This window comes from Variovorax sp. 10N420, from assembly GCF_056394705.1.
The window spans coordinates 261,360-281,031 of the sequence record NZ_JBFTIJ010000006.1 but is presented as its reverse complement, the minus strand read 5'-3'; the positions used below and the strand labels follow the sequence as shown (position 1 = coordinate 281,031).

The window sequence follows — 19,672 nt, the reverse complement described above, 5'->3', positions numbered from 1 at the left end:
CCACACCATAGAAGCAGGGATCATGAGACAAAACACTTCTCGCACACTTCTCGCCTTCGTCCTCGCCTTGTGCGCTGGACTGCCTGCCATCGCCATCGCGGCAGACGCAGCAAAGGCCGAACAACGCATCGTGACCAAGGGACCGGTGCAAATCGAAGTGACCTCCCAAGGCCAGGGTCCGTTGATTGTCATGCTGCCATCGCTCGGCCGATCGGGCCGCGACTACGACGTTGTCGCAGCACATCTGGCGGCCGACGGCTTCAGGGTGCTGAGGCCCGAGCCGCGAGGTATTGGCCGGAGTAGTGGCCCGATGCACAACCTCAGCATCCATGACTTTGCAGCCGATGTCGCGGCGGTCGTCGAAGCCGAAGGAAAGGGCCCGGTCGTCGTGGTCGGGCATGCCTGGGGCAATTTCGCCGCGCGCCAGTTGGCGGCGGATCGCCCAGACCTGGTGAAAGGCGTTGTCATCGCAGCGGGCTCCTCCGGCAAGGTGCCGCCCGGATCGAAAGAACTCCCGATCGGCCCGGAGATGCGCAAGGCCATTGATGGCTCCAGCGACCTGTCGTTGCCGGAGGCCCAGAGGCTTGAATACCTGCGAACCGCATTTTTCGCACCCGGCAACGACCCGAAGGTCTGGCTCAATGGTTGGTACCACGAGACCCATGAAGCCCAATCGCATGCCCGGAACACCACCCCGGTCGATGACTACTTCTCGGCCGGTGCGGCGCCCATCCTGGACCTGCAAGCCGGAGCCGACACAGTCGCGCCGCGTCGTTTCTCGCACGTCTTGAAGTCAATGCTGGGCGATCGCGTGTCCATCGTCGTCATTCCCGATGCAGGCCACGCACTCATTCCCGAACAACCGCAGGCGGTGGCCAACGCGATCTCGGTCTTTGCGCGCAGGGTGTATGGCGTCGGGCAGTAAGGCGCCATGAAACTTCTACTTCCGCCCGGCGCCTGCAATGCACATTGCCACGTGTTCGGTCCACGCAACCGGTTCCCGTATGCGCGAGGTGCGGCTTTCATTCCGGCGAAAGACGCACCGAAAGAAGCGCTTTTCAAACTCAACGATACGCTGGGATTGTCGCGCTGCGTGGTCGTGCAATCGGCTTGCCACGGCTTCGACAACAGCGTCAGCGCGGAGGCGGTTGCCGCACGCCCGGAGACATATCGAGCCATCGCGCTGCTCCAGACCGACGTGTCGGACGTGGAGCTTCAGAGGCTCGATTCGGCGGGATTCCGGGGCGTTCGATTCAACTACATGCATCACTTGGGGCACAGTACGCCGATTGACGACGTATTGAAGTTCGCGGCCCGCCTCGAGCCTCTTGGCTGGCATCTGCAAATCCATGGCGACCCGATGCTGTTGGCTGAAATGGCGCCGAAGCTGCAGCGATCCCCTGTGCCGGTTGTCATCGACCACCTCGGCCGTGTCGACGCAAGATTGGGCACCTCCCAACTCGCATTCGAAGCGCTTGTGAGCCTGATGGACGATCCGAGGATCTGGGTCAAAGTCAGCGGGATGGACCGCATCAGCCGCGAGGGGCCTCCTTATGCGGACGCGCAGCCATACGCCAGCGCGCTGATCCGCGAATTCGGTGATCGCGTGCTCTGGGGCAACGACTGGCCACACCCGAATCACGCAGGCCCGATTCCCGACGAAGAGGAACTGGTCGATCTGATTGCCGACATTGCCCCAACGCCCTTTCAACGGCAACTGCTGCTGGTCGACAACCCCCAGCGCCTGTACCGCTTTGCCGCTTTGGTGACCTCGCCGGAGGCCGGAATTGAACTTGAATGACAAGATCGGAGACGAATCATGAAATTGAAATCCACGGCCCTTGCGCTGATGATGCTCGTTGCGACCGCCACCACGCTGGCCCAAACCAAGGTCACCCGGATCGTGGTTTCCTTCACTGCCGGCGGGCCTGTCGATGTGGTTGCACGCGCGCTGTCGGAGCAACTGGGAAAAGAGTTGGGTGGAACCGTGTTGGTGGACAACAAACCGGGAGCCAACGGCGCCATCGGGGCGATGGACGTTGCGCGCTCCAAGCCCGATGGTTCGACGATCTGGCTGACCAGCGTTGGCGCTGCGGCGATCAACCCGTCTCTTTACGAGAAGCTGCCCTATGACATGAAGCGTGACTTTGCGCCCGTGTCACTGGTCGCGAACAACGTCGAACTGCTCGTAGTGAATTCCGCAAATCCCGCAAAAGATGCCGCGCAGTTCGTCGCCAATGCCAAGACCAGCAAGCAGCCTGTTGCAATCGCCTCGTCCGGCGTGGGCAGCATTCCTCATCTCGCCATCGAACAGATCTCCGACAGCACTGGCGTGAAGTTCCTGCATGTTCCGTACAAGGGCGCGGCACCGGCAATCTCGGACCTGATGGGCGGGCAGGTAGGCGCCTTCTTTGGTGACGTCGCCGGCCTCATCAATCAGGTGAAGGGCGGTACTCTCAGGCCGCTTGGCATCGCGTCGAACGAACGCCATCCTTCATTGCCCGACGTGAAGACCCTGGAAGAACAGGGCATCAAGGGCGTAGACACGATCAACTGGTACGGGATGTTCGTATCGGCGAAGACACCGCCTGCCGTCATCGAGGCACTCAACAACGCGGTCCGCAACACCTTGAACACCCCCGCCGTGCGGGACCGGATGCTGTTGATCGGTGCAGACCCGGCAGCGTCGTCGCCGCAAGAACTTGCCGCGCTGGTGAAGAGTGATTCCGAGAAATGGACCCGGATGATCCAGGCCAAGAACATCAAGGCTGAATGATGAATACCGAACAAATTCGTGTCCCTCTGGTTCAACCAGGCACGCGCCCCGAACTCGCAGAACTCGAAGGCCGTATCTTGGCGGAACGAGGCCGCATTTCGTTGCTGTACCAAGTGCTTCTCAACAGCGAGCCTATCGCCTCCGGATGGGAACGCATGCTTACCGCCGTGCGCAACCAGACCCGCGTGGCGGCTGATCTGCGCGAGTTGATGATCCTGCGTGTCGCCGTGCTGAACGGTGCGCAGTTCGAGTTCGACGCCCATATCCCCCACGCCCGCGCCGCCGGTATCTCCGCGGCCAAGATCGCGGCCTGTCGCCAGACGGCGCTTTCGACGGAGTTCTCGGCACTTGAGACCCTGGTGTTGGAACTCGCCGATGCGATGACACGGGACATCGCCGTGCCGGGCAAGCTGATGGATCGCCTGGGCGAGCACTTCGATCCCAGAGGCATCGTCGAAGTCGTCGCGACCGTCGCTGCGTACAACATGGTGTCGCGATTGCTCGTTGCCCTGAATGTCGTGCATCGGTCGGAAGAGGACATGAACGTTTCATGGACGTGCGACGTCGCAAAGACGGACTTGACCCACGTCGACGGGATCGACGTCTCGGATATCTGGTGGAGTCCCGACGGCACGTGGGCGCGGATGTACGGCGTCGGCGTGCCCCCCGCCAGCGCGACTGGGCTGACCTCTTTGCGATCCATTCAGGGCGCGTCGTGGCTGGAGAAGGCCACGTACCACTATGTCGTCGAAACCGACGTGGCGGAACAGGACGAGGCTGAATTCAATGCCTGGTACGAGCAGGAGCATCTACCCGGGTTGGCGCGGGTGCCGGGCACCGTCTTGGCCAGGCGCTTTCGTCGCAACTCCGGCGCGCCCCGCTACATCGCCTGCTATGACTTGACCACGCCGGCGACGCTGGAGCATCCGGCATGGCTCGAGGTGCGGCACACCTCGTGGAGCAGCCGAGTCAGGCCCCTGTTCCGAAATACCCGACGAACCATGTTCCGTGCCGAGCAAGCGTTGACCGCTGGATAGCAGGCTGCGCGCTAGGCCGTGCCCAATCGCGCGCCGAGGAAATCGATGAAGCTGCGCAGTTTGGGCGCCATATATTGCCGGCTCGTATACACCGCGAACAAGGTGACTGGCGGCGCTGCGTAGTCGGGCACCAGACGCACCAGCCGCCCCGCGGCCAGATCGTCGTCGATCAGCCATTCGGGCAGGAACGAGATGCCGATGCCTGCGTGCACCGAATGCAGCGTCAGGTTGGTGTCGTCGGACTTCATCACCGGCTGCAAGCGCAATGGTGCCTGCCTGCCGCCGGGGCCTTTGAGTGTGAAGCCCTCGAGGTTCACGTAGCTGGGGACGATGGCATCGAGCTTCGCGAGATCGGCCAGCGAAGCCGGGAGCCCGCTGCGCGCGATGCATGAAGGCGCAGCCACCAGATGAAACTGCAGCTTGCACAGGGGCCTTGCGATCAGCGCGGGCGAGGGCTCCTGCGTCGCGCGCAGTGCGAGGTCATAGCCGTCGGCCGCCAGGTCGACCTTGCGGTTCTCCAGATGCATGTCGACCACGACTTCAGGGTATCGGTCGCGGTAGCCGGCCAGTACGTTTGCGAAACGCGGCGTCGCGCACCACACGGGCGCGCTCACCTTGAGCTGCCCGCGCGGCGTGGCGCTGGTCTGGCCGATGGCCGCCTCGGCCGCATCGAGCAGGTCGAGCGCGCGGCTGCTTTGCTCGTACCAGGCTTGTCCGGCTTCGGTGAGGCTCAGATGGCGACTGGAACGGTGAAGAAGGCGAGCACCGAGGGACTTTTCGAGCTGTGCCACATGCTTGCTCGCCATCGGCGGCGAAATTCCGAGTCGCTCCGCCGCTGCGGCGAAGCTGCCGGATTCGACCACTTCGCGGAACACGCGAAGGCTTGTCAGGCGGTCCATGTCGATTTCCTGTGGAGAAACGAATCGATGCATCGTAGCCCATCGATTTCTCATGCGGAAATCTCTAGACTCGCTCTCAAGGAGTGATCCATGAGCAACATCAACCCACGACTTCCCACCTATTTCATCTCGCACGGCGGCGGCCCCTGGCCGTGGATGAAAAAGGAAATGGGCCCCACCTACGACAAGCTCGAAGCCGCGCTGGCCGACATGCCGCGCCAGATCGGCCGCAATCCGGCCGCGATCCTGATGATCTCGGCGCATTGGGAGGAACCGGCTTTCACGGTGATGGGCAATCCGCGGCCGCCCATGATCTATGACTACGGCGGCTTTCCGGAACATACCTATCGCGTGCACTACGACGCGCCCGGCTCGCCGGAACTTGCGCGGCGCGTGCAGGGCCTGATCGAGGCTGCGGGCCTGCCTGCGCGGACGGATCCCGAGCGCGGCTTCGATCACGGCACGTTCTCGCCAATGGCGGCCATCTACCCCAATGCAGAAGTGCCTGTGGTTCAGTTGTCGCTGCGGCGCGGGCTCGATCCGGCAGAACATCTGGCGCTCGGCCGCGCGCTCGCGCCGCTGCGTGATGAAAACGTGCTCATCGTCGGCAGCGGGCTGAGCTATCACAACCTGCGCGCGTTCGGCCCGCAGGCGCGCGATGTGTCCAAGGCGTTCGACGATTGGCTGAACGAGGCCGTCGTCCACGCGAAATCGGGCGAGCGCGACGAAAAGCTGTTGCGCTGGGCGACGGCGCCGGCCGCACGCATTGCGCATCCGCGCGAGGAGCACCTGATTCCGCTGATGGTCGCCGTCGGCGCCGCAGAGGGCGAAGCCGGCGAGCGCATCTATCACGAGGATGAGTTCATGGGCGGCATTGCGGTGTCGAGCTTCAGGTTTGGATAGCCCACCCCCAGCCTCGCCCACTGCGTGTGGCTCAGCACCCCCTCAAGGGGGCGCACCCCTGCGGCCCGGCAAAGCCGGTTCCGCGGGTGCCTGCGAATAGGTCTCCTCGCGGCGCTGGGAGTGGCGGCGCGTCACAATGGGGCGGTGCCTTACTACTCGACCTTTGAACCGCAAGCCGAGGCGGACGCCGTCCGCTTGATCGAGCGCGTCGACGCGCTTTCCACCCACTACGACGTGGAGCATGACGGCGTCCGCATGCGGTGGCGGCGTTTCGGCACCGACGATTCGCGTCCGCCGCTGGTGCTGCTGCACGGCGGCCACGGCAGCTGGATGCACTGGCTGCGCAATATCGAGGCGCTTTCGGCCGAACACACGCTGTGGCTGCCCGATCTGCCGGGCTTCAATGATTCAGGCACTCCGCCGGAGCCGGCGCCCGGCCAGTCATCGCTGGATGTGGTGCTCGGCGCGTTGGGCGCGACGCTCGACAGCCTTGTCGGCGCGGGCAGCGAGATCGACCTCGGCGGTTTCTCCTTCGGCGGCTTGGTCGCATCGAAGTTCGGCGAACGGCGCGGCGGCATTCGGCGATTGGTGCTCATGGGCAGCGGCGGGCACGGCACCCTGCGCCGCATGACCGTCGAGATGATCAACTGGCGCGCCGCAGAGGATCGCGACGAGGAACGCGCCGCGTTGCTGCACAACCTGGCCGCGCTGATGCTGCACGACAGGGCGGCCATCGACGCGCTGGCCTTTGCCATTCATGACATCTCCTGCCACGGCACGCGTTTTCGCAGCAAGGAGATCTCGCTCTCCGGAGGGCTGCAGGCGGCACTGGAGACCATCGGCGGGCCGCAGTTGCTGATTTGGGGCGAGCACGACGTCACGGCCGACGCGCGTCCTCTGGTGGAGAAGCTCGTTGCCGGTCATCCGTTGCGCGAAGGTGCGGTGGTCGAAAACGCCGGGCACTGGGTGCAATTCGAGCGCGCGGCCGAGGTCAACGCGCTGCTGCTGCGCTTTCTTGCGTAGATCCGAGCTGCGGGCCCGGGTAGCTTGGGGGCCTACACCGATGCGCTCGCGGCGCCCTACACGCGCCGCGGATCGTCGGCCTAGAGTGATCGTTCGTGGCAGCGGAGTGCGAAGCCCTTCGCGCCGCTCCGGAAACTCCAACTGCAGGAGATCCACCATGCCCGAGAAGAAAACCATCGAGCGCGCCAGGCGCGACAAGCGCGAAGGCAAGGCGCCGACCACGCAGGCCGGCGAGTTCGTTCGGGAAGAGATCGAGCACATCCGTGAAGGCAAGCACGGGGCGCGTTCGCCCGAGCAGGCCATCGCGATCGGCTTGTCCAAGGCGCGGCGCGCCGGCGTCGACCTGCCTCCGCCCAAGAAGGGTGAAGCTTCCGAGAAAACGCGGCACAGCGCGCAGCATGCGCTGGAAGCCGGCCGCAAGCCCGATGCCAAGGTGTCGCGCAAGCGCTCGCGCGCGACCATCGGCGCCCTGCAGCACGAGAGCCCGGCAGCGGCGTCGAAGCCGGCGCTGGCCCGCCATGCAAAGGCCGTGTCCAAGGAGCGCACCGCGGCAGAGCGCTCGGCAGCGGCGCGCAAGGCGGCTCGGACACGGGCCGCGCACAAGGCCGGCAGGTAACCGGGCGCTGCCCGGCCGGCGCATTGCATTCACCCGGAAGGAGCCCAGCCACATGGCCATCGAATCCATGAACCCCGCCACCGGCGAAAAGCTCGAGACGCGTGCGCAGATGTCGCGCGCTGCCGTCGACGAGATCATCGGCAAGACGCACCAGGCGTTCCTGGCCTGGCGCGGTACATCGTTCGAGCAGCGTGCGCAGCTCCTGCGTGAGGCGGCAAAGATACTGCGCGCGAAGTCCGACACCTGGGCCCGCCTGATGGCGCGCGAAATGGGAAAGCCGTTGCGCGACGGCATTGCCGAGGCGCAGAAGTGTGCCGGCTGCTGCGAATTCTTTGCCGACAACGCCGCGCGGCTGCTGGCGCGTGAGCCGGTCGACACGGAGGCGCGCGCGAGTTTCGTCACCTTCAATCCGTTGGGTGTCGTGCTCGCCGTGATGCCCTGGAACTTTCCGTTCTGGCAGGTGTTCCGGTTCGCCGCTCCGGCGCTGATGGCCGGCAACGCGGCGGTGCTCAAGCACGCATCGAACACGCCGGGCTGCGCGCTCGCGATCGAGCAGATCCTGCGTGAAGCCGGCCTTCCCGAGCACCTGTTTCGAACGCTGCTGATCGGCAGTGCGCAGGTCGACGCGGCCATCGAGCATCCGCTGGTGCGCGCGGTCACGCTGACCGGCAGCGGCCCGGCCGGGAGCGCAGTGGCGCGCAAGGCCGGCGAGATGCTGAAGAAGACCGTGCTCGAACTGGGCGGCAGCGACCCCTATCTGGTGCTGGAAGACGCGGACATCGAGCTCGCCGCGAGCGTCTGCACCAAAGGCCGGCTGGTCAACGGCGGCCAGAGCTGCATCGCCGCCAAACGCTTCGTCGTCGTCGAGCCGGTGCGGCAGGAGTTCGAACAGCGCTTTGTGCAGAAAATGAAAGCGGCGCGGCAGGGCGATCCGCTGGACATGGCTACGGAAATCGGCCCGCTCGCGCGGCACGACTTGCGCGAGGCCCTGCACCGGCAGGTGGAGCAGAGCGTGCAGCGCGGCGCGCGGTGCCTGCTCGGCGGCAAGATTCCGGAGGGACCGGGCGCCTACTATCCGCCGACCGTGCTGACCGATGTTGCGAAGGGCATGCCGGCCTACGACGAGGAACTGTTCGGCCCTGTAGCGGCGGTCATTCCGGTGCGCAACGAGGAAGAGGCCATCGCCACCGCCAACGACTCCTCGTTCGGGCTTGGCGCCGCTATCTTCACGCGCGACCTGGGCCGCGGCGAGCGCATCGCGGCCGAGTCGATCGAGTCCGGATGCGTGTTCGTCAACGACGCCGTCCGTTCCGATCCGAGGCTGCCCTTCGGCGGTATGAAGGACAGCGGCTATGGCCGCGAGCTGTCGGGCTACGGCATCAGGGAGTTCGTGAACATCAAGACGGTGTGGGTGGCGGCATAGGCATCACGCCTGCCGCCAGGACAGCGCCGACGCAGCAACCAGGCAGAGAGCGATGAACACGATGGCCGTATTTGCCGCATGGGAGTACTCCCACTGGCGTTTCAATGACTCCCAATGGGCTGGGACATCGGTCCAGTTCTGCGTCGCTTGATTGGCGGGCAAGGTCCAGGCGACGAAGATCGCGAACATGGCGACGATGCAGGCTGCAGCGCACAGCGCAAGCCAGAACGGTCCGGCTTGCGAGCGAACGACGATCGCCAGGACGATGTTCGCCACGAGCGCCGCAACCCAGAACAGCCCGAGCACCCACCAGCCGCGATAGATGCCTTGGACCAGAAAATACTCCGACTGGTCAAGGCCGATCTTGTTCGGAAGCGCAGCCAGGTGCGCGCCTGAAGGAATCAGCGCGAGCGCGCCAATCAGGATGGCCAGGAACTGGACGATCCTCGTGCTCATCGCAAACTAGGCGAGCGACCGGACGAACGGCCTGATCTTCTCCAGAAAGACCTTGTGCCTCGCATCGAGCTCTTCCATGTCTTTCTGCAGCTCGGCCTTGTCGTACGGCTCGGCGGCCGCCAGCACCGTCATCCAGCGGTCGTACTTGTCGCGCTCCGCGCGCCACTCGTCATACGCGGCCCGGAGCTCGTCCCATTGGATGGTCATGTCATGACTATTCAATCTTCAGCACGCCGCTCGCGCTTCCCTGCCGCTTTGTCGTTCTCGCTGATGTCGATGATTCATGATGATTGGCTCCCGCGAAGTTGGTTTGCGAAGGGGAGGGAACGGCGACGCTCCCAACGGACATGTTCGGCAATTGGCAAGCCCCTGAAAGGCGCGAGGAATTCGAGTGTGCTGCGACGGTGCATCTCTGGCTGCCATCCGTCGGATAGCCCAGTGCCTAGATCTGCAACGACGCCAGGTTCTTTTTCCAGAATGCCGCGTCCGGCAAGATCCCTGTGCCGGCCGCCGCGTTGTCGGCCATGTGCTCGGCTCGGCTGGTGCCGGGAATGGTGCAGGTCACGGCCGGATGGCTCAGCACGAACTTGATCAGCACCTGTGCCCAGCTCGTGCAACCGATCTCCGTCGCCCAGACTGGCACGGGTTTGTCGCGCAGCCTGCGCAGCAGCCCGCCGCCACCAAAAGGCAGATTGACGATCACCGCCACGCCGCGTTCGGCCGCCAGGGGCAGCAATCGTTGCGCGGCGCCTTGCGCATCGAGCGAATAGTTGATCTGCAAGAAATCGAGCTTCTGCGCACGCAGCACGGCTTCGACTTCGCCGTACGCTGATTCGGTGTAGTGCGTGATGCCGATGTAGCGCACGCGGCCTTTGTCCTTCCAGCCGTGCAGCGTGGCGAGATGGGTTTTCCAGTCGACGAGGTTGTGCACCTGCATCAGGTCGATGCGTTCGGTGCGCAGCCGCTCGAAAGATTTCTCCATCTGCGCAATGCCGGCCTCGCGGCCCGAGGTCCAGACCTTGGTCGCAAGAAAGGCCTTGTCGCGCTGCTTCGATTCGGCCAGCAATTCGCCGGTGGTTTCTTCGGAGCGGCCGTACATCGGCGAACTGTCGATCACGGTTCCGCCGGCCGCGAACAACGCTTCGAGCACGCCGGGAAGCTGCTGGTAGGCGGCGGTGCCGGGCCGCTGGTCGAATCCGATCCAGGTGCCGCAGCCGACCACCGGCAGGGCTTCCTTCGTGGAGGGCATGGGGCGAGTGTTCATCTTCGATCTGCCTTGCTGCGCGAATCCAGGGAGTGCGACGCCGGCGCAGAGCGCGATGCCCAGCCGCAGCAACTGGGTGCGCGTGAGGAGAAGGTCATTGGCCATCATCGCCCGTTATCCCGGTCGTTGCCGGTTCAATGCGCTGAGAACATCGCGTTGATTTCTCGATGGCTCACCGCCTTGCTGGCGTAGGTGAAGGTGCCGTGCTCGCGTAACTCGTTGGCGGCGTTCAGGAAGGCGCCCATTGCGGCGCGCGCCAGCGAACCGCCGACGCTGATGCGGCGCACGCCGAGTCCGAACAGCGTCTTCGCGTCGAGCGTGACGGCGCCCAGGCCCATCAGCACATTCAGCGGGCGATCGATCTCGCGCAGTACGGTGGAGATGTCTTCGCGCGTGACCAGGCCGGGCGCAAAGAGCACATCGGCGCCGGCTTCCTGGTAGGCCTGCAGGCGCGCGATGGTGTCTGCCAGGTCGTTGCGCCCGTGAAGATGGTTTTCGGCGCGCGCGGTGAGGGTGAAGGGAAAGGGCTGCGCGCGGGCCGCTTCCGCGGCGGCGCGAATGCGTTCCGCCGCAAGGTCGCGGGCATAGATGGGATCGTCGGCGCGGCCGGTGGCGTCCTCGATCGATCCACCGACGACGCCCGCCTCGGCTGCGAGCCGAATGGTCTGCGCGACTTCCTCCGGGGCGTCGCCGAAGCCGTTTTCCAGGTCGGCGCTCACGGGCAGGTCGATGGCCGAAAGACTTCGGAGATGCGTGAGCACGTGGTCGCGCGAGATGGCGTTGTCGGGCCGGCCGAGCGAGAAAGCCAGGCCGGCGCTGGTGGTGGCCAATGCCTTGAAACCCATCCCCGCGAGCAGGTGCGCCGTGCCGACGTCCCAGGGGTTCGGAATGATGAAACCCTCGGTGGATTCGTGGAGGGCGCGGAAGGTCCTGGCCTTGTCGGCTTGGGAAAGCTGCGGGGATGAAGTCATGAAGAAATCTCCTTTTTGGCGTGCCAGTGTCTCTCTTTTCTCTTTTGTCCTTCCGGTTGCAGGGCTGAAAATACTGGATGAAAATACAGTTATTCACCTTTTGATCATGGGCCTTCCTTTCCTCGACTCTTTTTCCGCTGGCGCCGGACGCGGCGTCTGGCATGCCGACGAACTCGGCAGCGCCGATGCGCAGGTCATCGGGACCGGCCACGCTGCGCTGGACGCCCAGTTGCCGGGCGGCGGCTGGCCGGTCGGCGCCATGACGGAACTGCTGCAGGCGGCGCCTGAAGACCCGCTCTGGCAGCTGGTGCTGCCCGGTCTGGTGCAGGCGGCGGAAGCGCGGGGCGGGCCGGTGGTGCTGATCGGCGCACCCTGCGAGCCCTTCGGCGCCTCGCTGGCCGCGCATGGCCTCAGGCCCGAGGCGCTGATGTGGGTTCGGAGCGAGGCCGCAGCCGCGCGGCTGTGGGCCTGCGAGCAGGCGTTGCGCTGCGCCGACGTGGGCGCCGTGCTGGCCTGGTTGCCGCAGGCTCGGGTCGGCGAATTGCGGCGGCTCCAGCTGGCGGCCGCGCAGCACGATGCGGTGTTGTTCGTCTGCCGGCCCTGGTCGGTGGCACAGACGGCCTCTCCGGCGCGGCTGCGGCTGCAGATCATGCGCAGCGAGGCCGATGCGGCCCAGATCGAACTCCACATCCTCAAGCGCCGCGGCCCGCCGCTTGCGGCCCCGGTGATGCTGCCGGCACGCAGCGAGCGCATGAGCGCCTTGCTCGCCGCCGCCCGGCTGCGCCGCAAGCTGCGCCTGCAACAGCAGGGCACGGCCCCGGCGCACGATGCCGCCACGGTAGTGCACATCGATGCCTGGAAAGAAGGACGCCATGCACTGGATCGCCTTGCAGTGGTTGCCTGAGTCCGCTGGGCCGCCACAAGCCGGGCCGCCCCTTCCGCCCGCCGAAGCCCTGGGCTGGTGGGCGCTGCAATTCACGCCGCACGTCGCCTGGCAGGACGAAGCGCTGATGCTCGAAGTCTCCGCCTGCGAAAGACTCTGGGGCGGTCGGCTGGGCCTGATGCGCCAACTCACCAGCGCCAACCCTGCGCCCGACGCGGCCCTGAAAGGAGCGCAGGGCGCGACCAGCCTGGAGGCGCTGGCGCGGCTGCGTCTTTTCGTGCGCGGCGAACGCCGGCCCGACGACATGCCCGCCGGCCTGCCGCTGGACACATTGAGCGCCGCGCACGAGCACCTCGAACTGCTCGCGCGCCTGGGTTGCCGCACCTGGGGCGATGTGGCCGCCTTGCCGCGCGGCGGCTTGTCCCGGCGCTTTGGCACCGGCTTGCGCAATGCGCTGGACATCGCCTGGGGCTCGCGTCCCGAAAGCCATGCGTGGCTCAGCCTGCCCGACGTCTTCGAGCAGAAGCTCGAACTGCCTGCGCTGGCCGAAGGCGCCAACGAGCTCATGTGGTCGGCCAACCGTCTGCTGGCGGGGCTGCAGATCTGGCTGCGCGCACGCCAGCGCGGGGCACGCGCGCTCGAACTCGAATGGACGCTCGACCTCAAGCGTTTCAACGGCGTGAACCTGCCGCCGCACCAGAACATCACCGTGCGCACTGCCGAGCCCACGCAGGACATGGCGCACCTGCGCCGGCTCCTGGCCGAGAAACTCGCGCTCACCACATTGGCGGCCCCCGCAAGCTGGCTGCGCCTGCGTTCGCTCGAAACCGACCCCTGGGCCGGCGCCAGCACCAGCTTCTTGCCCGAAGACAACCGCAAGGGCGACAAACTCCACGAAATGGTAGAGCGCCTCAGCGCACGCCTGGGCCCCCAGCAAGTCCTGGTGCCCAAGCTACAGCCCGACCACCGCCCCGAACGCATGCAAGTGTGGCAACCCGCCCTGCAAGCCCCAAAACAGCGCCCTTCCAGAAACACCGTGGAACCGGCTCCGCCGGTCCACCAGTGTTGCCCCCTGCAAGGGGGTAGGCAAAGCGACACGAAGTGCGCGAAGCCTGGGGGTGAGTCCATCTACCCGGGGTGGTTGTTGCCGGAGCCGCTGCCTCTTGAGATGGACGGCGAGCGCCCCTGCTACCAAGGACCGCTGCGCAGGCTGATCGGCCCCCAGCGCGTCGAAGCAGGCTGGTGGGGCGGCGTGGAAGAGGGCGGCCAACCCGCAGTGCGCGACTACTACGTCGCCGAAAGCCCCAAAGCCGGCCTGGTGTGGATCTTCCGCGAGCGCTCGACCGCCTGCTTCGCCGAAGGCGAGGTCCGCTGGTACTTGCAAGGCCTCTATGCCTGAACTCAGCGGCAAGAAAACCCGTGCGCTGACGCTCGCCGAGGTACACGCCTTGCCGCAGCCGGAGCGGCAACCGCCCGCGCCCGGACTGCCGGGCTATGCCGAGCTTCATTGCCTGACCCACTTCAGCTTTCAGCGCGGTGCCTCCACGCCCGAAGAACTGGTGGAGCGCGCCTATCAGCTCGGCTACACGGCGCTTGCAATCACCGATGAATGCTCTGTGGCCGGTGTGGTGCGTGCGCACGTCGGCCTGCGCGAACTGCCCGCCAAGCTCGATGTCTACGAGCGCGAACATCCTGACGAGCCGCCCATTCCGCGCAACCCTGATTTCCGCCTGCTGTTCGGCAGCGAATTCCGCTTCGATCGCTTCAGGCTCGTGGTCATCGCGAACGACACCGAAGGTTGGGGCAACCTCTGCGAGTTCATCACCGCCGCGCGAACCACCGAGCTGCCCAAAGGCCAATACCGGGTGACCTGGGACGGCAGCGACGTCGCTTCGCTGAAGCACTGCCAGATTCTTTTCGTGCCCGACCGAAAGCCCGGCGGCGCCATCGACATCGAGCAATTGCACGAAGACCTCTCGGCCGCGAAGGCGTTGTTCGACGGCAACCTGTGGCTGGCGGTGGAGATGCTCAATGAACTCGATGACGACCTCTGGTTCGTCACGCTGTTCCAAGCCGGCGAGCGGTCCGGCGTGCCGCTCGTGGCGGCCGGCGACGTACACATGCACGCACGCGCGCGCAAGCCGCTGCAGGACGTGCTCACTGCCGTGCGCGAAGGCAAGACGGTGGCTGAATGCGGCTTCGCATTGCAGTCCAACGCCGAGCGGCATCTGCGCCAGCGCGTGCGGCTGGCCGCGCTCTACACCGACGAGATGCTGGCGAACACGCTCGAAGTGGCGCGGCGTTGCCGCTTCGATCCCGAGGTGATCCGGGAGAACTACAAGTACCCGCTCGAAAGCGTCGGCAATGGCGAGACGCCGGCGCAGACGCTGGTGCGCAAGACTTGGGAGGGCGCGCGCGACAAATATCCTTCGGGCATCCCGGAGAAGGTGTCGCTGCAAATCGAGCGCGAGCTTCGATTGATCCTCGAGCTCGAATACGAGATGTTCTTTCTCACGGTCGAGGACATCGTCCGCTTTGCCCGCTCGAAAGACATTCTTTGCCAGGGACGCGGCTCCTCGGCCAATTCGGCGGTTTGCTTCTGCCTGGGCATCACTGCGATCGACCCGGACAAAGGCCATCTGCTGTTCGAGCGATTTCTCAGCCGCCATCGCCGCGAGCCGCCCGACATCGACGTCGACTTCGAGCACCAGCGGCGCGAAGAAGTCATCCAGTACATCTATGAAAAATACGGGCGCGAACGCGCAGCCATTGCTGCTGTCGTCATCTGCTATCGCGCCCGCAGTGCGCTGCGCGACGTGGGCAAGGCGCTCGGCATCGATGCGCGGCTCGTCGACGAATTCGCCAAGGACCACTACTGGTTCGACGAAGCCGTGCTGGGCGAGCAACTGCGCGCCGCCGCAGAGCGCGTGGGCGTGCAGGAGGACGAGCTCAAGCTGCTGCAATGGATCGAGCTCACGCGGGAGCTCAGGGGTTTTCCGCGCCACCTGAGCCAGCACGTCGGCGGCTTCGTGCTCACGCACACGCGGCTCACGCGCCTGGTGCCGGTGGAAAAGGCGTCCATGAAAGACCGCTCGGTCATCCAGTGGGAAAAGGACGATCTCGAAGCGATGGGCATGCTCAAGGTCGACGTGCTCGCGCTAGGCATGCTCAGCGCCATCCGGCGTGGGCTCGAACTCATGAACCATTGGCGCGGCACGACGCGGCAGATGCACCAGATCCCCCATGACGATGCGGTGTTCGACATGATCTGCGACGCGGACACTGTCGGCGTGTTCCAGATCGAGAGCAGGGCGCAGATGTCGATGCTGCCGCGCCTGAAGCCGCGCACCTATGAGGACCTGGTGATCCAGGTGGCGATCGTCCGGCCCGGGCCCATCCAGGGCGGCATGGTGCATCCCTACCTCAAGCAGCGCGATCGATTGCGCCAGGGGCTGCCGATCAAGTACGAGAAGGAAGAACTGCGCGTCGCACTGGAGCGCACGCTGGGTGTTCCGATCTTCCAGGAACAGGTGATGCAGATCGCCATGATCGCGGCCGAGTTCTCGGCCGACGAGGCCGATCAGTTGCGCCGCGCCATGGCGGCCTGGAAGCGCAAGGGCGGTCTCGACAAGTTCCACGACAAGCTGGTCGACGGCATGGTCAAGCGGGGCTACGAGCGCCCGTTTGCCGAGGCGATCTTTCAGCAGGTGCTCGGCTTCGGCGACTACGGCTTTCCTGAAAGCCATGCGGCCAGCTTTGCGCTGCTGGTATCGGTGAGCTCGTGGATCAAGTATCACGAGCCCGCCTGCTTCCTGGCCGCATTGCTCGATGCCCAGCCGATGGGCTTCTACAGCCCTTCGCAGCTCGTGCAGGATGCGCGGCGCCATGGCGTCGAGGTGCGGCCGGTCGATGTGACGACGAGCGAATTCGACAGCAGCCTCGAAGCTCGCGCGCCCGATGCACCGCGCATGCCGACTGGCACCGAGGCTCGCTATGCCGATCGGCTGGGGCGCGCGCCGCAGCCAGCCGTGCGCCTGGGTCTGCGCCGCGTCTCGCGCCTCAGCGAGGCGGGCGCCAAACGTCTTCTGGCCGCGCGTGCGCAGGCGCCTTTCACCAGCACCGAAGACCTTGCGCTTCGTGCGGAACTCGATGGCAAGGACATGGCGGCACTGGCCGCGGCCGATGCGCTGATGGCGCTCTCCGGCCATCGTCGACAGCAGGTGTGGGATGCAACCGCGCAGCGCCGCGCGCCCGCGCTGCTCAAGGGTGTGCCGATCAACGAGCCGGCGTTGCAACTGCCCGTTGCGTCCGAAGGCGAGGAGATCGTCGGCGACTACGCATCGTTGGGCCTCACGCTGCGCCGCCATCCGCTGGCGCTCCTGCGCTCGCGGCTGGCGCGCATGAACCTCATGAGCGCGGAGCAACTCCGTTCACTGCCCAGCGGACGGACCGTGCGCGCCTGCGGCATCGTGCAAGTCCGCCAGCGTCCGCAGACCGCCAACGGCACCATCTTCGTCACGCTCGAAGACGAGACCGGCAACGTCAACATCATCGTCTGGAGCCACGTGGTCGAGACTTGGCGCGAGCAGGTGCTCAAGGCGAAGCTGCTGGCTGTGCAGGGCACCTGGCAGCGCGACATGGACACCGGAGGCGAGGTGCGGCATGTGGTGGCGACCGGATTCAAGGATCTGACGCCGCTGCTGGGAAGGCTCGCTCAAAGCAACAGCAGCCGCGACTTTCATTGACTCAGGCTTGCTCGCTTTTGCGTGAGGTCCCTGGCTTATAGTGGCCGCGCCGACGCGCAGTTGCGCCGGTAAAAAAAAGATTCAGGGAGATTCAATATGACGAACCGTTCGCGGTCGGCGCAGCGCCGATCGCATTTCCGCGCGTGCCCCGCCCGGGGCTTTGCCTTAAGCAATGCCGGCCTATTGCGCAGATGGCTCGCAGCAGCCAGCACGCCAATATCCTTGGTGGTTCTGGCATTCGTGGCCTTCCTAGCATTGCATGGAACTGCCGCCCATGCGGCTCCAGTGACATGGCCGGCCAGATATGGCGAAGTATTGGACCTCTACGAGGCCGATAGGCAACAAAGACCACCCGTGTTCAACGTCGCCACGGAGGCAGAAGCCTGTCAGGCGGAAAACCAGAATCTCATTCGTGGGTTCCGCGGTGCCTTCAAGTACTGCGCAATCCGCCCACCGCTGCGGACGTGGCGGCACAACTTCAAAAGCTCAGGGGCTTGGCCGACGAAGACTATTCCTTCGCGCTCATCGCGCATTCGCAAGGCAATCTGTTCGTGAACAGCGCTTATGACGGGCTTCGCGGCAGTCACCCGGACACCAAGGCCGGTGTGATTCACGTTGCCCCGGCTTCGCCGACGCAGAGAGGCGAACACCTGTTGGCCGATATCGATCTCGTCATCAATGGTCTGCGTGTTCAGGGCATCAGCGCTGTGGCGCCAATCAACATCAATCTGCCAGCAAGCAAGAGCGACCTGAGCGGACATACCTTGGTTGACACCTATCTTGACCCGACCCGTGCGGCGCGGGAAAAGATCAACGGGATGGTTCAGGCCGTGCTCGGCAAGCTCTAGGTTCTATACGGGGAGAAGAAATGAAAATGGCAGGATTTTTGAAATCGCTCATCGGTGGCGTTCTCTTGGCAGCAATTCTTGGGGCCTGCGGCGGCGGTAGTGGCGGTGGCTCAGGCTCCTTCGGAGCGGGCACAGGTTCGTCCACGTCATCGACCGGTAGCTCGTCCGAACCGTCGTCTGGCTCGTCATTCGGTTCGTCGCCCACTGCGCCGGGAAGTCTCACGCTCGCCCAGCAGAGCGAACAGCTGGAGCGCAAAGGGGGCTATCCCACACTGGATCGTTCGTCCGACATTGCAGGGCCGGACGCCAACAAGAATGGCGTACGCGACGATATCGAGACTTGGATCGGCACGCTCGACGTGACCGAGCCGCAGCGCAAGGCGCTTACGCAGAATGCGAGCGCTATTCAGCAAACTCTGATCATTGACCTCACGGACAAGGCTGCAGTGCAACTAGCGGGAGAAAAAATCATGGCTGCGGTCAACTGCGGTGGAGACAGATTTACTCCCCATGCGCAGTTCTCCAAGTTGGGGGGAAAGATCGAAGCCATGACCGCAAATACCCGGCAGCGCGCGGAGCGCTACATGCAATACAACAAAGCACGTTCCGGCAGCAGCACGACTCTCCCCAACTACGACACCTGCGAACCGTAAACGGCGGCGTCTTCCGGGCACCGCCATCCGGCATTTCGCGCACCACTCCCGCGATGCCTCACGCTCGCAAAGCAGCTTGAATGACTAAAAAGGAAGGGTAGTTGCGGCGAACCGCTCCGAGTTCAACGCGATTCGAAGAAGCGCAGCGGCGGGGAACGGTTGCCGTCTTCACGAAAATGGCGGCGCCGGCCGCTCGTGCGCGGTCACCGTGCGCTTGATGAGCTTGCCTTCGCGAAGCAGCGACACCTGAACAGGTCGCCCAACGCGCTCGGCACCCAGCAGCCGCAGCAAGTCGTCCGCGCCCCGCACGACGACATCGTCGAGCGCGATGAGGATGTCGCCGACGCGCAAGCCCGCCAGATCCGCCGCGCTCCCGGACTGCACTTCGCCGATGCGCACGGCGTGCGCGCCTGAATGAATCGCCAGCGCCACCCGCCGTGACATGGGGACTGTCTGCGCCGCAATGCCCAGATGCGCGCGCCGCACGCGGCCGTGGGCAATGAACTCGCCGATCACGAAGCGCGCCGTGTTGCTCGACACCGCGAAAGCGAGGCCCTGCGCACCGGCGATCATCGCCGTGTTGATGCCCACCACCAGCCCCGAGGCAGCCACCAGCGCACCGCCGGAGTTGCCCGGGTTGAGCGCCACATCGGTCTGGATGACGTCGTCAATCAGGTGTCCGCTCTGGGAGCGCAGCGACCGGCCCAGCGCCGAGACGATGCCCGCGGTGATCGTCGATTCGAAACCGAGCGGATTGCCGATGGCCACCACCAAGTGCCCACGTTTCAGCACCTTTGAATCGCCCAGCTTCGCCGTTGCCGCGCCGCGCGGCAGTTCCACGCGCAGCAGCGCGAGATCGGTTGCGGGATCGTCGCCCAGGACTTCGGCTTCCCGGTCGCCCGCCTCAGTAAGCCCGATGCGAACCCGGCGCGCACCGCCGACGACATGGCTGTTCGTCAACACCAATCCGTCGCCGGCAATCACCACGCCGGAGCCGAGACCGCTGCGGCGCCCGGAACCGCCCTGTACGCGCACGACAGCCGCACCCACACTGTCGGCCACGGTTGCGACCGCGTGCGAGTAGGCATCGATGAGCGCGTCCTGGGCCGGCTCGGCCTCTTCGCCGCTGGTGAGGATGGAAGGTGTGTTGTCGTCAAACATGATGACCTCATGAC

The 19,672-nt window shown here is 65.2% G+C and carries 18 protein-coding genes and 1 pseudogene; 13 read left to right on the top strand and 6 right to left on the bottom strand.

Annotated elements, in window-relative coordinates; all coding sequences use genetic code 11:
* Window positions 1-22 precede the first annotated feature (22 nt).
* From AC1DEK_RS17720 to AC1DEK_RS17705, 4 genes and pseudogenes are all read left to right on the top strand, one after another.
* A complete protein-coding gene (locus AC1DEK_RS17720) occupies window positions 23-925 on the top strand; it encodes an alpha/beta fold hydrolase (RefSeq protein WP_478126578.1) in 903 nt (300 codons plus the stop codon).
* 6 nt (window positions 926-931) lie between these two features.
* Window positions 932-1,801 (top strand): amidohydrolase family protein, encoded by an 870-nt coding sequence (locus AC1DEK_RS17715; RefSeq protein WP_478126577.1) that lies wholly within the window; start codon window positions 932-934, stop codon window positions 1,799-1,801.
* An 18-nt stretch (window positions 1,802-1,819) separates the two neighbouring features.
* Window positions 1,820-2,776, top strand: coding sequence for a Bug family tripartite tricarboxylate transporter substrate binding protein (locus AC1DEK_RS17710; RefSeq protein ID WP_478126576.1), 957 nt, complete (start codon window positions 1,820-1,822; stop codon window positions 2,774-2,776).
* Window positions 2,776-3,300 (top strand): annotated as a pseudogene (locus AC1DEK_RS17705) (carboxymuconolactone decarboxylase family protein); the annotation flags it as partial. The gene AC1DEK_RS17710 and the pseudogene AC1DEK_RS17705, both read left to right, overlap by 1 nt.
* Window positions 3,301-3,824: 524 nt before the next feature.
* Here the strand turns inward: AC1DEK_RS17705 and AC1DEK_RS17700 are convergent.
* On the bottom strand, window positions 3,825-4,712 hold the full coding sequence (locus AC1DEK_RS17700; protein WP_478126575.1) for a LysR family transcriptional regulator: 888 nt from the start codon (window positions 4,710-4,712) through the stop codon (window positions 3,825-3,827).
* A gap of 90 nt (window positions 4,713-4,802) precedes the next feature.
* On the opposite strand from AC1DEK_RS17700, the gene AC1DEK_RS17695 reads away from it, so the two are divergent.
* The 4 genes from AC1DEK_RS17695 to AC1DEK_RS17680 all read left to right on the top strand — a co-directional run bounded on the left by AC1DEK_RS17695 (window position 4,803) and on the right by AC1DEK_RS17680 (window position 8,677).
* Window positions 4,803-5,615 carry a DODA-type extradiol aromatic ring-opening family dioxygenase gene (locus tag AC1DEK_RS17695; RefSeq protein WP_478126574.1) on the top strand — a complete coding sequence of 271 codons (813 nt, stop codon included), beginning with the start codon at window positions 4,803-4,805 and terminating at the stop codon, window positions 5,613-5,615.
* Between the two features lie 120 nt (window positions 5,616-5,735).
* Window positions 5,736-6,638: an alpha/beta fold hydrolase gene (locus AC1DEK_RS17690; protein ID WP_478126573.1), complete on the top strand. Its 903-nt coding sequence runs from the start codon at window positions 5,736-5,738 to the stop codon at window positions 6,636-6,638.
* A gap of 157 nt (window positions 6,639-6,795) precedes the next feature.
* On the top strand, window positions 6,796-7,254 hold the full coding sequence (locus AC1DEK_RS17685; RefSeq protein WP_478126572.1) for a DUF6496 domain-containing protein: 459 nt from the start codon (window positions 6,796-6,798) through the stop codon (window positions 7,252-7,254).
* Between the two features lie 52 nt (window positions 7,255-7,306).
* Window positions 7,307-8,677: an NAD-dependent succinate-semialdehyde dehydrogenase gene (locus AC1DEK_RS17680; protein WP_478126571.1), complete on the top strand. Its 1,371-nt coding sequence runs from the start codon at window positions 7,307-7,309 to the stop codon at window positions 8,675-8,677.
* A gap of 3 nt (window positions 8,678-8,680) precedes the next feature.
* Here the strand turns inward: AC1DEK_RS17680 and AC1DEK_RS17675 are convergent, their stop codons facing one another.
* The 4 genes from AC1DEK_RS17675 to AC1DEK_RS17660 all read right to left on the bottom strand — a co-directional run bounded on the left by AC1DEK_RS17675 (window position 8,681) and on the right by AC1DEK_RS17660 (window position 11,368).
* Entirely contained in the window at window positions 8,681-9,133 is a 453-nt protein-coding gene (locus AC1DEK_RS17675) for a DUF1772 domain-containing protein (RefSeq protein ID WP_478126570.1), read from the bottom strand.
* 6 nt (window positions 9,134-9,139) lie between these two features.
* On the bottom strand, window positions 9,140-9,340 hold the full coding sequence (locus AC1DEK_RS17670) for a hypothetical protein (protein WP_478126569.1): 201 nt from the start codon (window positions 9,338-9,340) through the stop codon (window positions 9,140-9,142).
* Window positions 9,341-9,575: 235 nt separating this feature from the next.
* Entirely contained in the window at window positions 9,576-10,505 is a 930-nt protein-coding gene (locus tag AC1DEK_RS17665) for an aldo/keto reductase (protein ID WP_478126568.1), read from the bottom strand.
* A 26-nt stretch (window positions 10,506-10,531) separates the two neighbouring features.
* Entirely contained in the window at window positions 10,532-11,368 is an 837-nt protein-coding gene (locus AC1DEK_RS17660) for an isocitrate lyase/PEP mutase family protein (protein WP_478126567.1), read from the bottom strand.
* Window positions 11,369-11,474: 106 nt separating this feature from the next.
* Between AC1DEK_RS17660 and imuA the strand changes: the two genes are divergently transcribed.
* From imuA to AC1DEK_RS17635, 5 genes are all read left to right on the top strand, one after another.
* Window positions 11,475-12,272: a translesion DNA synthesis-associated protein ImuA gene (gene imuA / locus AC1DEK_RS17655; RefSeq protein WP_478126566.1), complete on the top strand. Its 798-nt coding sequence runs from the start codon at window positions 11,475-11,477 to the stop codon at window positions 12,270-12,272.
* Window positions 12,241-13,650: a Y-family DNA polymerase gene (locus tag AC1DEK_RS17650; RefSeq protein WP_478126565.1), complete on the top strand. Its 1,410-nt coding sequence runs from the start codon at window positions 12,241-12,243 to the stop codon at window positions 13,648-13,650. The genes imuA and AC1DEK_RS17650 overlap by 32 nt, the downstream gene beginning before the upstream one ends.
* Window positions 13,643-16,996, top strand: a complete 3,354-nt coding sequence (locus tag AC1DEK_RS17645; protein WP_478126564.1) for an error-prone DNA polymerase — start codon at window positions 13,643-13,645, stop codon at window positions 16,994-16,996. Before AC1DEK_RS17650 ends, AC1DEK_RS17645 begins: the two co-directional genes overlap by 8 nt.
* A 494-nt stretch (window positions 16,997-17,490) precedes the next feature.
* Complete coding sequence (locus tag AC1DEK_RS17640) at window positions 17,491-17,844, top strand: hypothetical protein (protein WP_478126563.1); 354 nt, start codon at window positions 17,491-17,493, stop codon at window positions 17,842-17,844.
* Window positions 17,845-17,864: 20 nt separating this feature from the next.
* The gene (locus AC1DEK_RS17635) at window positions 17,865-18,497 is read left to right on the top strand and encodes a hypothetical protein (RefSeq protein WP_478126562.1); all 633 of its coding nucleotides are present in this window, start codon (window positions 17,865-17,867) and stop codon (window positions 18,495-18,497) included.
* 168 nt (window positions 18,498-18,665) lie between these two features.
* Here AC1DEK_RS17635 and AC1DEK_RS17630 read toward each other — a convergent pair whose 3' ends face one another.
* Window positions 18,666-19,658: a S1C family serine protease gene (locus AC1DEK_RS17630; RefSeq protein ID WP_478126561.1), complete on the bottom strand. Its 993-nt coding sequence runs from the start codon at window positions 19,656-19,658 to the stop codon at window positions 18,666-18,668.
* Window positions 19,659-19,672: the final 14 nt, after the last annotated feature.